Below are 12,363 nucleotides of genomic sequence, written 5' to 3'. Positions count from 1 at the left end.
GAGACCTTGCGCCCATCCTGCTGACAGGGCGTGGCAGCAGCGTTATCTCGTTGTGATGAAACAAAAATCCCCGCACGAGGCGGGGATTTCGAGAGTCATCGGCGCAGCAGGCGCGCCTCGAGAAAATCGCCGGTGGCGACGATCAGGGCATCGAGGGTTTCCGGCCCCGCCTCGATGTTGAAGACGTGGTCCATCGCCGCCGTCCACACCAGCTCGTCGCCCGCATGCGCATCGATCAGCCGCTCGACGCCGTCGGCGCTGACCAGCACGTCGTTGCTGCCCTGGGCGACCAGCAGCGGGCCGGCATAACCACTGAGTTCGGTCGCCGGATCCAGCGCCCGGAGCTCGGCGATCATCGGCCGGCCCAGCTGGATCGGCTGACCCCAGGGCATGGTCACATCGAGCGGGGCGCCTTCCGGCTCCGCAGCCATCACCTCGTTGCCGAAGAAGCCGGTGAAAGTTGCCATAGGATCGTTGACGCCGTTCCACAGCACCAGCGCGTCGGGCTGGCTTGTCCTCGCCACTGCCGATGCCACAGGACCGCCGAGGCTCCAGCCGAGGACGGCGAGGCGCTCGCCGTCGAGACGCGGATCGGCCTTGAGAAAGGCGATGGCGCCGATGCCGTCGGCGGCTTCCGAACTGACGGTCGCCTCGGCGAAGCTGCCGGCGCTGTCGCCCGAGCCGCGATAGTCGATCCTGAGGCTGGCGATGCCGCGGTCGGCCCAGAGCCTGGCAGCGCGCGCATAGGGCCCTTCCTCGGTCCCGGTGATCGCCCACTCGCCGCGATGCCCGAGAAAGCCGAACAGCATCAGCACCACCGGGGCGGGCTCGTCGGTCTCGGGCAAGGTGAGCGTTCCGACCACCGTCTGCCCGTCGACCTCGAACCGCACCACTTCCTCGCGCGATGCAGCTGCTGCCGGCAGGGCGGCGGCAATCAGGGTCGCGGCAAGCGCGGCTGCCAGCGTCTGTTTCATCTTCGTCATTTTGAAAGTCCCTCAGTTCTGGCGGGCCAGTCCCGCCGTTGAGGGAGGTTGTCGGCCAACCCTGCTGACAGAGTGCGGCAGGAGCCGAGAGAACTTGATCGGGGCGAACACCACGGCGCAGAAGGCACCCCCCACCCTGTCCCTCCCCCGCAAGGGGGGAGGAGACCAAAACACTGACGCTGGTGGTGGCGTCTCCCTCCCCCTTGCGGGGAGGGGACAGGGGTGGGGGTGCTCTTCCCGCACCGATCTGTCCACCCTCGGCGGGTTGTCACCCGGCGGCAGAAGACGGCCTACGGTCCCGGCTGGCTCGCCCAGTCCGGGTGCTGCCGAGCCCATTCCTCGCGCCATTCCTTGGCCAGTTGCAGGCGGCGGCGGCCGTAGCGCTGCTCGGTCTCGGCGGCCGAGACGATGCGGTCGGTGCGGAAATTGCGGAAGGCTTCGCGCATGCAGCACCAGCCGGCGACGATCTGCTTGCCTTCGTAATAGGCGAGCTGCACCGGCCAGATGTCGCGCTCGGACTGCCTGCCGCTCTCGTCGGCATAGCCGATATGCAGCGCCTTCTCGTTGCGCATCGCGGCGCGCACCAGCCCGAGCACCGGGGTCGGCTCCTGTGGCCCGCGCATCAGCACCGGCCAGAGCCCGGTATCCTTGATGCGGTCGCGCAGGTCGTCCGGCGAGGCGGTGGCGATTTTGGCCAGGGCGTTCTTTGCGGCGCCGGCAAGGCCCGCATCGGGCTGCGACTGCACCCAGCGGCCGCCCAGCACCAAAGCCTCGAGCTCCTCTGGCGTGAACATCAGCGGCGGCAGGAAGAAGCCGGGCCTCAGCATGTAGCCCACCCCGGCCTCGCCATCGATCGGCGCGCCCAGCCCGATAAGCGTCTGCACGTCGCGATAGAGCGTCCGTACGGAGACGCCCTGCTCCTCGGCCAGCGCTGCCGCGGTGACCGGGCGGCGGTGACGGCGCAGCGCGTCCATGACGGAAAACAGGCGTTCGGTCTTGTCCAAGCAATCATCTCCCAGGTCCTTCGGTTCTACCGATATTCGGCGCGCTGCACCATGCGACGGTGCTGCTGCCAGAGCCTGTCAGCAGCGGCGATTGACATTTCGGGATATCACGAAATATGTTGATGCCAACGACAGGAGATCCCGATGAGCGGCAAACCGCACAGCCTCAACGGCATCGGCCATTTCGATATTGCCGGTCCGGATTTCGGGGCGTTGCAGAGCTTTTATTCCGGCGTGCTCGGCTGGCAGGTGACGCCACGCGGCCCGGGCTACGGCATGATCGCAACGCCCGCGGGCGGACCGGATGGCGCGCTGTCGAGGCGGAAACCGCTTCGCTGACCCTCGGCATCGTGGTGCCCGATCTCGGCAAGGCGCTCGAAGCCGCCCAAGCCGAGGGCGGCGCCATTGCCATGCCGGTGGTCGACAACGGCTGGGTGAAAAAGGCGCAGGTGCGCGACCCCGCGGGGAACCTCCTCACCCTGATCCAGGGCTGACTGAGATCGACGATTTCGACCTCGACGAAGTGCTGCGCGCCCTGTCGCATCCCGACCGGCGCGAATTCGTTGCGGCCTGCAAGGGCGAGGCGAAGGCGGCCGGCGAGCTCGCAGCGCTCTCCGCGCTTTCCCTCGCGACCGTCTCGGAGCACCTCAAGGTGCTGAGGAAATCCGGCCTGCTGGTGCTCGAAAAACGTGGCCGCTTCTGGTTCTACCGCACCGATGCGGCGGTGGTGGAGCGGGCGGCGAAAGAGGTGGCCGCGCTGACGACCACCCCAGACGAAAAGCGCTAGCTGCGCCGTGTGATTTCGCGATGGAACGCCCGGATGTCATCGGCCAGCACGTCGGGCACTTCCAGCGCCGGAAAGTGCCCGCCCTGCCGCGCTTCGTTCCAGTGGAGGAGGTTCTGGAGGTTCCGCTCGCCCCAGGCGCGCGGCGCCGGCAGGTCGCAGTCGGCCGGCACCAGCACGCCCTGCGGCACGTCGTGCCGGGGCATCGGCGTCATGATCTCCTGATCGGCGAAGGCTTCCTTGTAGAGCCGCACCGAGGAGCCGATGGTCTGGGTGAACCAGTAGACCGAGAGCAGCGTCGCCAGCGTTTCGAACGGGAAGACGCGTTCGATGTCGCCGCCCGTATCGCCCCAGCGATGGAATTTCTCGAGGATCCACGCGGCAAGCCCGGCGGGCGAATCGTTCAGCCCCATCGCCAGCGACGTCGGCTTGGTGCCGTGCACCAGGGCGTAGGCGCCTTCAACGAAGCCGGTATAGGCGACCTGCTGAAAATACCGGGCCTCCTCCGGCGTCGGATCGTCCGGCTTTGGATAGCCCGAAAAGACATTGCAGTAGTGCGCGCCGAGCAGCCGGTCAGGATGGTGCCGCACCAGGCCCAGCATCGCGCCGGTACCGAGATCCGAGCCCGAGGTGAGAAAGCGCGGGTAGCCGAGCCGCTGCATCAGCCTGGCCCAGAGCTCTGCCGTCCGGGTCATGTTCATGCCCTTGTGGCTGGGTCGGCCGGAAAAGCCGTAGCCGGGCAGCGAAGGGATGATCACGTCGAACGACACACCGTCGATCTCGGCGGTCAGCCGGTCGACCAATGGCAGCAGCTCGACGAAATTGCTCGGCCAGCCATTGGTCAGCAGCAGCGGCACGGGGTCAGCGCCCTTGCCGCGCCCGTGGACGAAATGCACTGTCTCGCCGTCGACCAGTTCGGTGAACTGCGAATAGCGATTGAGTCGCGCCTCGGCGGCGCGCCAGTCGAACTCACTGCCCCAGTAAGCGACGAAGCGGCGGAGAAAGGCGAGGCTGGTGCCGTAATCCCAGCCGGCATCCGCAACTTCATCGGGAAAGCGGGCGTGTTGCAGCCGGCTCTTGAGGTCAGCGATGTCGGCGTCGGCAATGGCGATGGTGAAAGGGGTCATGCACTCGTCTCCACATTGGGTATGCGGAGATCGATGCCTGAAGCCTGCTGCCAGATGCTGTCAGCAGTGCGGTGAATGCCGGCGCGGAACTGTTGCGCCGGAGGCGGGCAAGCGGCGATGATGGGCCGAACCGGAGCGTCACAGTGGATCAGATGGTTTTCTGGATGGCGAGCGCCGCTGGGCTGGCGGTCGCCTATCTGCTGGGCGCAACGCCCACCGGTTACCTCGCCGGGAAGCTGCTCAAGGGCATCGACATCCGGCAGCACGGCTCGGGATCGACCGGCGCAACCAATGTCCTGCGCATACTGGGGAAATGGCCGGCGCTCGCGGTGCTTGTGGTCGACGTGCTGAAGGGTGCGGCGGCAGTCGCCTTTGCCGGCTGGTTCACCCAATGGCTGTCATCGGCCGTGGCACCTGCCGATCTCGATCTCAAAAACCTGCTGCCCTGGGCAATCTGCCTTGCCGGCCTCGCCGCGTTGCTGGGACACAGCCGATCGGTGTGGCTCGGTTTCAGCGGTGGCAAATCCGTCGCAACGGGGCTGGGCGTGGTGCTGGCGCTGTCGTGGCCGGTCGGCCTCGGCGCGCTGGCAGTGTTCGGCGTGGCGCTGGCCGCCTCGCGAATCGTCTCGCTCAGCTCGGTGCTGGCGGCATCTGCCGCGATCGTCCTGGTCCTGGTGCTGGAGCAACCGCTGCCCTATCGGCTGCTGGTGATCGCCGGCGGCCTCTATGTGATCGTGCGGCATCGGGCCAACATCCGGCGGCTCCTCGCCGGTACCGAGCCCCGCCTGGGGCAGGCCAGTCCGATGCCGAGGGCGGAGCTGTAGGCTCAGGCCTTCGCCAGCGCCGCGCCCTTGCCGGCAAGGCCGGCGAACACCGTCCAGTTGCGCTGCGTCATGCGGGCGCCGAGGCGCTTTTCGATATTGAGTTTCGTCGTGCTGATGCCCTTGGGATAGGCAACGATCAGCTGTGCGCCGACCATCGCCAGGAGCTCCGGCCCGTCCCAACCCTCAAGCGGCGTCCAGTCGGGCGCTTTGTGGAAGGAGCAGACGCCAAGCTCGTGCGGACGCTGTGCCGCGACCTCGGGGAACGGGTTGGCCGTGACCACAACGGCCATATCCTTCGGCTTGACGACGAACACTTCGTTGGCCGGGCCGAGACCGAAACCATCGACGGCGCCCTGAACGAGCTTCCGCACGGCAGCCAGGGTCAGGCCGGAACGCAGGATGATGTTGCCGGTATTGCCGATGGTCGAGACGTCATCCAGGCCGGCGGCGGCGCAGGCATCGCGCAGCGCCGCCATCTTCATTTTGGCGTGCGTCACCGGACCGATCGCACGGATCAGGGCGACGTAGGCCGCCATCAGGCGATCTCGATATCGACGCGGTGGCTGTAGTCGCGGTCCGGCCCGTAGATGGTCGAGGGGAAGTGCGGGTGGTTCACCGCATCGGGCAGGTCCTGGTCTTCGAGGCAGAAGCCGCAATGGTTGCCATAGTGCTTGCCCTCGGCCGAGACGTCAGTGGTCACCGAGTTGTAGACCTGCAGCCCCGGCCGATCGGTATAGAGCTTCAGGGTCAGGAGCTTATCCGGCCCGGTCACCACCGCCACCGGATCCTCGAAGCGGCGGTCGGTGTTGAGTACCACGTTGCCGTCATAGTCGATCGGCTTGCCGGCGGCGTCGCGCATGCTGCGCCCCTGACGGAAATCCCAGATGGTGCCATCGACCGGCAAGATGGCGCCGGTCGGGATCAGCGGGCCGCCGAGCTCGGTATAGGCCGCAGCGTCGATCTTGTAGCTGTGGTCGAGCACGTCGGGGCCGGTGCCGAGGTTGAAATACTGGTGCTGCACCACGTTGATCGGGGTGCGGCGGTCGGCCTTGGCGGCAAGATCGAGGCGCAGCCGGTTGCCGGTGAGCGTATAGGTGGCGGTGAATTTGACGTTGCCGGGAAAGCCCATGGCGCCGTCGGGCGAATCAAGGGTGAAACGCACGGCGTTGTTGGCGCTGTCCGCCTCGCCATCCCACACCAGCCGGCCGATACCCTCCGGCCCGCCATGCAGGGTATGGCCGACGAAGTTGGTCTTCAGCTGGTAGGTCGCGCCGTCGAGGGTGAATTTCGCATCCTTGATGCGGTTGGCGACTCGGCCGGCGAGCGAGCCGAAATACGGCGAATGGGCAGGATAGCTGTCGAATTTGTCGTAGCCGAGCACCACCGAACGAAGACCGCCGGCCACCGGCACGCGCCAGTCGCGGACCAGAACACCCCACGAAATGATGTCGACTTCGACCCCGGTGTCGCTCCGAAGCTTGAACTGCTCGACCCGCTTGCCATCGAAGCTGCCGAACTCTTCCACCGCGACGCTCATTGCCGTTATCTCCTCTTTCGTGCGACGGGTTGATAACCGCAATCCGCAAGAAGCGGAAGACTGAGCGGAACTACGAGCGGAAGCCGGAGAGGGGGAGGCGATGGACGAAGTGAAGCGGCGGGCCACCGTGCACGATGTGGCGCGCGAGGCCGGCGTGTCGCTGGCGACGGTCGATCGCGTGCTCAATGGCCGCCCCGGCGTGCGCACCGAAACCGCCGACAAGGTGGCCGAGGCGATCAAGGCGCTCGACTTCCGCCGCGACCTCTCGGCCTCGCTGCTGGCCCGAGCCCGCGATCTCGGCGTCACCTTCCTGATCCCCGATGGCCGCAACGAATTCATGCTGGGGCTGGTCGACGCCATCGCCCGGCGGGCCCGCACCACCAAGGGCGAGCGCCTGTCGATCACCACCAAACTGGTGCACGCCTTCGACGCTTCGGCGCTGGCCGGCGCGCTCGGCAGCCTCGACCCCAAGAGCTGCGACTGCGCCGTGGTCGTCGCCACCGAGGACGATAAGGTGCGCCGCGCCATCGACCAGGCGTCGCGCCGCGGCATCGCCGTGGTGACGCTGGTCTCCGACCTGCCCGGTTCGGCCCGCCGGCATTTCGTCGGCATCGACAATGTGGCGGCAGGACGGACCGCCGGCTCGCTGATCGGCCGCTTCTGCCCGGCAGGCGGGATCGGTCTCATTGCGGGCTCGCTCAGCCTCGCCGACCACCACCAGCGGCGCGAGGGGTTTGAAGCTGTGCTGCGCGCCGAGTTCCCCGGGCACGAGATCGTCGGTCCGTTCGAGGGGTTTGACGATGATATCAAGACCGAAGCAGCGGCGATCGAGCTGCTGAAGCAGCCGCTCACCGGCATCTACAATATGGGCGGCGGCTATGCCGGGCTGCTCAGGGCGCTGGAGCGCACCGGCAAGACCGGCAAGGTGCGCGTCGTGGCGCACGAACTCACAGAGGCTACCCGCATCGGGCTCGCCAGCGGCGCCATCGACGTGGTGATCGACCAGAACCCGGATGGCGAAATCGCCGCGGCGCTCGCCGTCGCCCGCGCCCTGGCGCTGGGGCAGGATGTCGAGCGGCGCCCCGCCCCCATTGAAATCGGTCTCTATCTGCGCGACAATCTCCCCAGAGGGTAATCCATCATAACGACGCCCCGGGAGGACTACGGCATGTTCTGTCTGCGCGGTCTTGAGGTACGTGCCTCATGACCTATCTCGGCATTGATATCGGCACTTCCGGCGTCAAGGCGCTGCTCATCGACCGGGCCGGCCAGCCGCTCGGCGAGGCCACGGCAAAGGCGGTCGAACCCACCCGGCCGCACCCCGGCTGGTCCGAACAGAACCCGGCCGACTGGTGGAACGCCACGTTCGAAGCGATCGACAAGCTGTCGAAGGCGCATCCATCGGAACTGGCCAAGGTCCGGGGCATCGGGCTTTCGGGCCACATGCATGGCGCCACGCTCATCGACAAGAATGACCAGGTGCTCCGCCCTTGCATCCTGTGGAACGATGGCCGCTCGGCTGCCGAATGCGCCGAGATGGAAGCGGCGCTGCCGGCGCTGCGCGACATCGCCGGCAACATCGCCATGCCCGGCTTCACCGCACCGAAGATTGCCTGGGTCAGGAAGCACGAACCGGAGATTTACGCCAAGATCGCCAAGGTGCTGCTGCCTAAGGCTTATATCCGGCTGCTGTTGACCGGCGAGCATATCGAGGAAATGTCGGATGCCTCGGGCACACTGTGGCTCGATGTGGGCAAGCGCGACTGGTCGGACGAACTGCTGGCGCTCACCGGGCTCAACCGCTCGCACATGCCGCGGCTGGTCGAAGGGTCTGCGCCCTCCGCCAGGCTGAAGCGCGAATTCGCCAGCCGCTGGGGCATGGCTGATGACGTCGTGGTCGCCGGCGGCGCCGGTGACAATGCGGCAGCGGCCTGCGGTATCGGCGCCATCCAGCCGGGCGAAGGCTTCGTGTCGCTCGGCACTTCGGGCGTGCTGTTCGTCTCGAACGATCGCTTCCGCCCCAACACCAAGGGCGCGGTGCACGCCTTCTGTCACGCCATCCCCGACACCTGGCACCAGATGGGGGTGATCCTCTCGGCCACCGACAGCCTCAACTGGCTGGCCAAGATCACCGGCCAGGATCCGGCGAAGCTTGCCGGCGCCGCCGAGGCCGGGTTCAAGGGCCCGGGCGAGGAAATCTTCCTGCCTTATCTCTCGGGCGAACGGACGCCGCACAACAATGCCGCGGCGCGCGGCAGCTTTACCGGCCTCAGCCATTCCACCGATCCGGCCTTGCTGGCCCAGGCGGTGATGGAAGGCGTCGCCTTTGCCTTCCGCGATTGCCAGCGCGTGCTCAAGGACGCCGGCACCGAGATGGGCCGGCTGCTCGCCGTCGGCGGCGGTTCGAAATCCGAACTGTGGCTGAAGCTCATCGCCACCAACCTCGATGCCGAGATCGCGCTGCCCGAGGACGGCGATTTCGGCGGGGCGCTGGGCGTCGCGCGGCTCGGCCTCTGCGCCGCCGAAGGCGCCGACCCCACGGAGATCATGACCATGCCGGCGATCAAACGGGTGATCACACCCGACGCCGGCTTGAAGACTGCCTATGCCGATCAATATGCGCGCTACCGCGCTCTCTACCCCGCCATCGAGGAGGCCCGTAAGTGACTGATTTCTTCAAGGGACTGAAGCCCGTAAAGTTCGAAGGACCCACATCCGCAAACCCGCTCGCCTACCGGTTCTACAACAAGGACGAACTGGTGATGGGCAAGCGGATGGAAGATCACATCCGGCCGGCCATCGCCTACTGGCACACCTTCGCCTGGGAAGGCGGCGACCCGTTCGGCGGCCGCACCTTTGACCGTCCGTGGTATGACAAGGGCCTCGAGGGCGCCAAGATCAAGGCCGACGTCGCCTTCGAGTTGTTCGACCTGCTCGATGCACCGTTCTTCTGCTTCCACGACGCCGACGTCGCCCCCGAGGGCGCGACGCTCAAGGAGAGCAACAAGAACCTCAGGACCATCACCGACATCTTCGCCAAGAAGATGCAGAGCTCGCGCACCAGGCTGCTCTGGGGCACGGCGAACCTGTTCTCCAACCGCCGCTACATGGCGGGCGCCGCCACCAACCCCGACCCCTACGTCTTCGCCTATGCGGCCGGACAGGTGAAGGAGATGCTGGAGATCACCCATGAACTGGGTGGCTCCAATTATGTGCTGTGGGGCGGTCGCGAGGGCTACGAGACGCTGCTCAACACCCGCATCAAGCAGGAGCAGGACCAGGCCGCCCGCTTCCTGTCGCTGGTCATCGACCACGCCAAGAAGATCGGCTTCAAGGGGCAGCTGCTGATCGAGCCCAAGCCGCAGGAGCCGACCAAGCACCAGTATGACTACGACGTCGCGACGGTCTACGGCTTCCTCAAAACCTACGGCCTCGAGAAAGAGGTCAAGGTCAACATCGAAGTCGGCCACGCCTTCCTCGCCGGCCACAGCTTCGAGCACGAGCTGGCGGTTGCCGGCGGGCTCGGCATCCTCGGCTCGGTCGATGCCAACCGCAACGACCTGCAGTCGGGCTGGGACACCGACCAGTTCCCCAACAACCCCGGCGAGATGGCGCTCGCCTTCTACCAGATCCTCAAGGCCGGCGGCCTCGGCAAGGGCGGCTTCAACTTCGACGCCAAGGTGCGGCGCCAGTCGATCGAACCGGCCGACCTGCTCTATGGCCATGTCGGCGCCCTCGACGTGCTGGCCCGCGGCCTCAAGGCCGCCGCCGCGATGATCGAGGACGGCACGTTCGACAAGGCACAGGACGTCCGCTACGCCGGCTGGAACGAGAAGGGGGCCGCCGCGATGCTGAAAGGCGAACGCACGCTCGCTGAGATCGCCCAGTGGGTCGAAGCCGACAACATCAACCCCGAACCCCGCTCCGGCCAGCAGGAATATCTCGAGAACCTGGTCAACCGGTTCGTGTGAGCCGATGGCCGAGTCAGCTGAGGAGTTTAGTCGCAAGCTCGCAAGGCAAGCCTTGCTGAAGTCTCTTGGCAAGCAAGCCGAGTTGCAGTTCTCAGCGGTCCGGATGCATAGCTGGACCATACCTGGCCTCGGCAGTGGCTATGGCTTCAGCGGCATCGTGGCAATCGCAGGCAAGGATGGAACGCACCGATCGGTGCGTTTCATGGCCGCGCCGGGTGGGGCTGGCACCGAGGACCAGATGGCCGCGTCAGACTTCGATGCCCTTTGCGAAACGTACTGCCCGGGTGCGGGCGAACTATCCACCTTCTAGAGTTCCATTCAGCATGCCCACCATCCGCAATCCCATCCTCCCCGGCTTCAATCCCGATCCCTCGATCCTCAGGGTCGGCGACGACTATTACATCGCCACCTCCACCTTCGAGTGGTACCCGGGCGTGCAGATCCATCACTCGAAGGATCTCGCCAACTGGGAGCTGGTGACCCGGCCGCTGAGCCGCAAATCGCAGCTCGACATGCGGGGCGATCCAGATTCGTGCGGGGTGTGGGCGCCCTGTCTCAGCCATGACGGCGAACAGTTCTTCCTCATCTACACCGACGTGAAGCGCAAGGACGGCTCGTTCAAGGACGCGCATAATTACCTCGTCACCGCGCCCACCATCGAGGGGCCATGGTCCGACCCGGTCTATATGAACTCCTCGGGGTTCGACCCGTCGCTGTTCCATGACGACGACGGCAAGAAGTGGTTCGTCAACATGCTATGGGACCATAGGACCCGGCCGCTGCTGTTCGCCGGCATTGCGCTGCAGGAATATGACCATGGGCAGCGCAAGCTCGTCGGGCCGATCAAGAATATCTACCAGGGCACCGACCTGAAGCTGGTCGAAGGCCCACATCTCTATAAGCGCAACGGCAAGGACGGGCGGCCCTGGTATTACCTGCTCACTGCCGAGGGCGGCACGGGCTACGAGCACGCCGTCACCCTTGCCCGTTCGCGCCAGATCGACGGGCCGTACGAGACCCATCCGCAGAAGCACATCCTCACCGCCAAGGATGCGCCGCTCAACCCGGTGCAGCGGGCCGGCCATGGCGATATCGTCGAGACGGCTGACGGCAAGACCTTTCTCGTCCACCTGATGGGTCGCCCGACCACCCAGAAGCGCCGCTGCGTGCTCGGCCGCGAGACCGGCATCCAGGAAGCCTATTGGGGCGCCGATGACTGGCTGTGGGTGAAGAACGGCCCGGTCCCCTCGCTCGAGGTGGAAATCCCGGGAGCCCGCGACGACAGCAGCTACTGGGCCGAGCAGCGCTACCAGTTCGATAGTTTGCACCCGGATTTCCAGTGGCTCCGGACGCCGGAAACCGAGCGCATTTTCTCGGTGGGCGATAACCAGCTGACCTTGTTCGGTCGCGAGTCGATCGGCAGCTGGTTCGAGCAGGCGCTGGTCGCCCGGCGGCAGACGCATTTCTCCTACGATGCCGAAGTGACGCTCGATTTCGCGCCGGTGGATGAGCGCCAGTTTGCGGGCATAACGGGTTATTACGGCCGCTACAATTTCCACTATCTCACCGTCACCGCCCATTCGGACGGCAAGCGCGAGCTCTTGATCATGAGCTCGCTCGCCAGCCACCCGGACGGCAAGCTCAGCTACCCAGCGGCCCCGGTGCCGCTGCCGCAGGATGGGCCGGTGCGTCTGAAGATTGAGATCCGTGGCCCGAAGCTGCAGTTCTTCTACGCCGCGGGCGACGCCAGGGCGGCCGGCAACTGGCAGCCGGTCGGCGGCACGCTCGACGCTTCGATCCTCTCGGATGAATGCGGCGGGCATGCCGAGCACGGCAGCTTTACCGGCGCCTTTGTCGGCATGGCGGCAAGCGACCTGAACGGGACGGCGAAGCCGGCGGTGTTTTCGGACTTCGTCTACCGGCCGGTGCGGGATCCGAGCGATCGGTATTGAGGGGCTGGTGCGGGGCTGACCCCCACCCTTGATCCCTCCCCCTAAACATGGGGAGGGAGACGCTCCCCACGAACGCCAGTGTTTTGGTCTCCCTCCCCATTCTTAGGGGGAGGGGACAGGGGTGGGGGTCAGCTCGCACCGGCTCCTATTGTGTCATTGTGGAGCGCGACCCCGACTCAGT

Annotated in this window: 14 protein-coding genes; 9 read left to right on the top strand and 5 right to left on the bottom strand. The window is 66.2% G+C overall.

The features are described 5' to 3' along the window. Window positions 1–95 precede the first annotated feature (95 nt). Window positions 96–983 (bottom strand): S9 family peptidase, encoded by an 888-nt coding sequence (locus ASC89_RS02720; protein WP_055874167.1) that lies wholly within the window; start codon window positions 981–983, stop codon window positions 96–98. A gap of 290 nt (window positions 984–1,273) precedes the next feature. Further along, complete coding sequence (locus tag ASC89_RS02715; protein ID WP_055874169.1) at window positions 1,274–1,987, bottom strand: YafY family protein; 714 nt, start codon at window positions 1,985–1,987, stop codon at window positions 1,274–1,276. A 144-nt stretch (window positions 1,988–2,131) separates the two neighbouring features. Between ASC89_RS02715 and ASC89_RS02710 the strand changes: the two genes are divergently transcribed. Genes ASC89_RS02710 through ASC89_RS28670 form a run of 3 tightly spaced genes read left to right on the top strand, consistent with a single transcriptional unit; the run spans window position 2,132 to window position 2,774 of the window. Then, the gene (locus ASC89_RS02710) at window positions 2,132–2,326 is read left to right on the top strand and encodes a VOC family protein (protein WP_055994368.1); all 195 of its coding nucleotides are present in this window, start codon (window positions 2,132–2,134) and stop codon (window positions 2,324–2,326) included. A gap of 14 nt (window positions 2,327–2,340) precedes the next feature. After that, complete coding sequence (locus tag ASC89_RS28675; protein ID WP_162247891.1) at window positions 2,341–2,481, top strand: VOC family protein; 141 nt, start codon at window positions 2,341–2,343, stop codon at window positions 2,479–2,481. A gap of 29 nt (window positions 2,482–2,510) precedes the next feature. After that, window positions 2,511–2,774, top strand: a complete 264-nt coding sequence (locus ASC89_RS28670) for a helix-turn-helix transcriptional regulator (protein ID WP_055874174.1) — start codon at window positions 2,511–2,513, stop codon at window positions 2,772–2,774. On the opposite strand, the gene ASC89_RS02700 is transcribed toward ASC89_RS28670, so the two are convergent. Continuing rightward, complete coding sequence (locus ASC89_RS02700) at window positions 2,771–3,898, bottom strand: epoxide hydrolase family protein (protein ID WP_055994364.1); 1,128 nt, start codon at window positions 3,896–3,898, stop codon at window positions 2,771–2,773. The genes ASC89_RS28670 and ASC89_RS02700 overlap by 4 nt on opposite strands. 152 nt (window positions 3,899–4,050) lie before the next feature. On the opposite strand from ASC89_RS02700, the gene plsY reads away from it, so the two are divergent. Next, entirely contained in the window at window positions 4,051–4,722 is a 672-nt protein-coding gene (plsY, locus tag ASC89_RS02695; protein ID WP_055875933.1) for a glycerol-3-phosphate 1-O-acyltransferase PlsY, read from the top strand. A 2-nt stretch (window positions 4,723–4,724) separates the two neighbouring features. On the opposite strand, the gene ASC89_RS02690 is transcribed toward plsY, so the two are convergent. Both ASC89_RS02690 and ASC89_RS02685 read right to left on the bottom strand, forming a co-directional pair. Beyond that, window positions 4,725–5,258, bottom strand: a complete 534-nt coding sequence (locus ASC89_RS02690) for a DUF1697 domain-containing protein (protein ID WP_055994361.1) — start codon at window positions 5,256–5,258, stop codon at window positions 4,725–4,727. Then, window positions 5,258–6,259 carry an aldose epimerase family protein gene (locus ASC89_RS02685; protein WP_055994359.1) on the bottom strand — a complete coding sequence of 334 codons (1,002 nt, stop codon included), beginning with the start codon at window positions 6,257–6,259 and terminating at the stop codon, window positions 5,258–5,260. Before ASC89_RS02685 ends, ASC89_RS02690 begins: the two co-directional genes overlap by 1 nt. A 100-nt stretch (window positions 6,260–6,359) precedes the next feature. On the opposite strand from ASC89_RS02685, the gene ASC89_RS02680 reads away from it, so the two are divergent. The 5 genes from ASC89_RS02680 (at window position 6,360) to ASC89_RS02660 (ending at window position 12,182) form a co-directional block, all read left to right on the top strand. Continuing rightward, window positions 6,360–7,394, top strand: a complete 1,035-nt coding sequence (locus ASC89_RS02680) for a LacI family DNA-binding transcriptional regulator (RefSeq protein ID WP_055874185.1) — start codon at window positions 6,360–6,362, stop codon at window positions 7,392–7,394. A 68-nt stretch (window positions 7,395–7,462) separates the two neighbouring features. Further along, window positions 7,463–8,926: a xylulokinase gene (gene xylB / locus ASC89_RS02675; protein ID WP_055994356.1), complete on the top strand. Its 1,464-nt coding sequence runs from the start codon at window positions 7,463–7,465 to the stop codon at window positions 8,924–8,926. Then, on the top strand, window positions 8,923–10,230 hold the full coding sequence (xylA, locus tag ASC89_RS02670) for a xylose isomerase (protein WP_055994353.1): 1,308 nt from the start codon (window positions 8,923–8,925) through the stop codon (window positions 10,228–10,230). The genes xylB and xylA overlap by 4 nt, the downstream gene beginning before the upstream one ends. Window positions 10,231–10,234: 4 nt before the next feature. Then, on the top strand, window positions 10,235–10,540 hold the full coding sequence (locus ASC89_RS02665; RefSeq protein ID WP_055994350.1) for a hypothetical protein: 306 nt from the start codon (window positions 10,235–10,237) through the stop codon (window positions 10,538–10,540). Window positions 10,541–10,553: 13 nt separating this feature from the next. Then, window positions 10,554–12,182 (top strand): glycoside hydrolase family 43 protein, encoded by a 1,629-nt coding sequence (locus tag ASC89_RS02660; RefSeq protein WP_055994347.1) that lies wholly within the window; start codon window positions 10,554–10,556, stop codon window positions 12,180–12,182. Window positions 12,183–12,363: the final 181 nt, after the last annotated feature.

The sequence above is a fragment of the Devosia sp. Root413D1 genome (genome assembly GCF_001425235.1).
GTDB lineage: Bacteria > Pseudomonadota > Alphaproteobacteria > Rhizobiales > Devosiaceae > Devosia_A.
This window is presented reverse-complemented; position numbering and strand designations above follow the sequence as displayed.

Excerpts from the sequence above, each read along its gene's own strand:
- ASC89_RS02710 (WP_055994368.1), top strand. The coding sequence starts at position 2,132 with ATGAGCGGCAAACCGCACAGCCTCAACGGCATCGGCCATTTCGATATT.
- ASC89_RS02685 (WP_055994359.1), bottom strand. The coding sequence starts at position 6,259 with ATGAGCGTCGCGGTGGAAGAGTTCGGCAGCTTCGATGGCAAGCGGGTC.
- ASC89_RS02665 (WP_055994350.1), top strand. The coding sequence starts at position 10,235 with ATGGCCGAGTCAGCTGAGGAGTTTAGTCGCAAGCTCGCAAGGCAAGCC.
- ASC89_RS02720 (WP_055874167.1), bottom strand. The coding sequence starts at position 983 with ATGACGAAGATGAAACAGACGCTGGCAGCCGCGCTTGCCGCGACCCTG.
- ASC89_RS02660 (WP_055994347.1), top strand. The coding sequence starts at position 10,554 with ATGCCCACCATCCGCAATCCCATCCTCCCCGGCTTCAATCCCGATCCC.
- xylB (WP_055994356.1), top strand. The coding sequence starts at position 7,463 with ATGACCTATCTCGGCATTGATATCGGCACTTCCGGCGTCAAGGCGCTG.
- ASC89_RS02700 (WP_055994364.1), bottom strand. The coding sequence starts at position 3,898 with ATGACCCCTTTCACCATCGCCATTGCCGACGCCGACATCGCTGACCTC.
- ASC89_RS02680 (WP_055874185.1), top strand. The coding sequence starts at position 6,360 with ATGGACGAAGTGAAGCGGCGGGCCACCGTGCACGATGTGGCGCGCGAG.
- ASC89_RS02690 (WP_055994361.1), bottom strand. The coding sequence starts at position 5,258 with ATGGCGGCCTACGTCGCCCTGATCCGTGCGATCGGTCCGGTGACGCAC.
- plsY (WP_055875933.1), top strand. The coding sequence starts at position 4,051 with ATGGTTTTCTGGATGGCGAGCGCCGCTGGGCTGGCGGTCGCCTATCTG.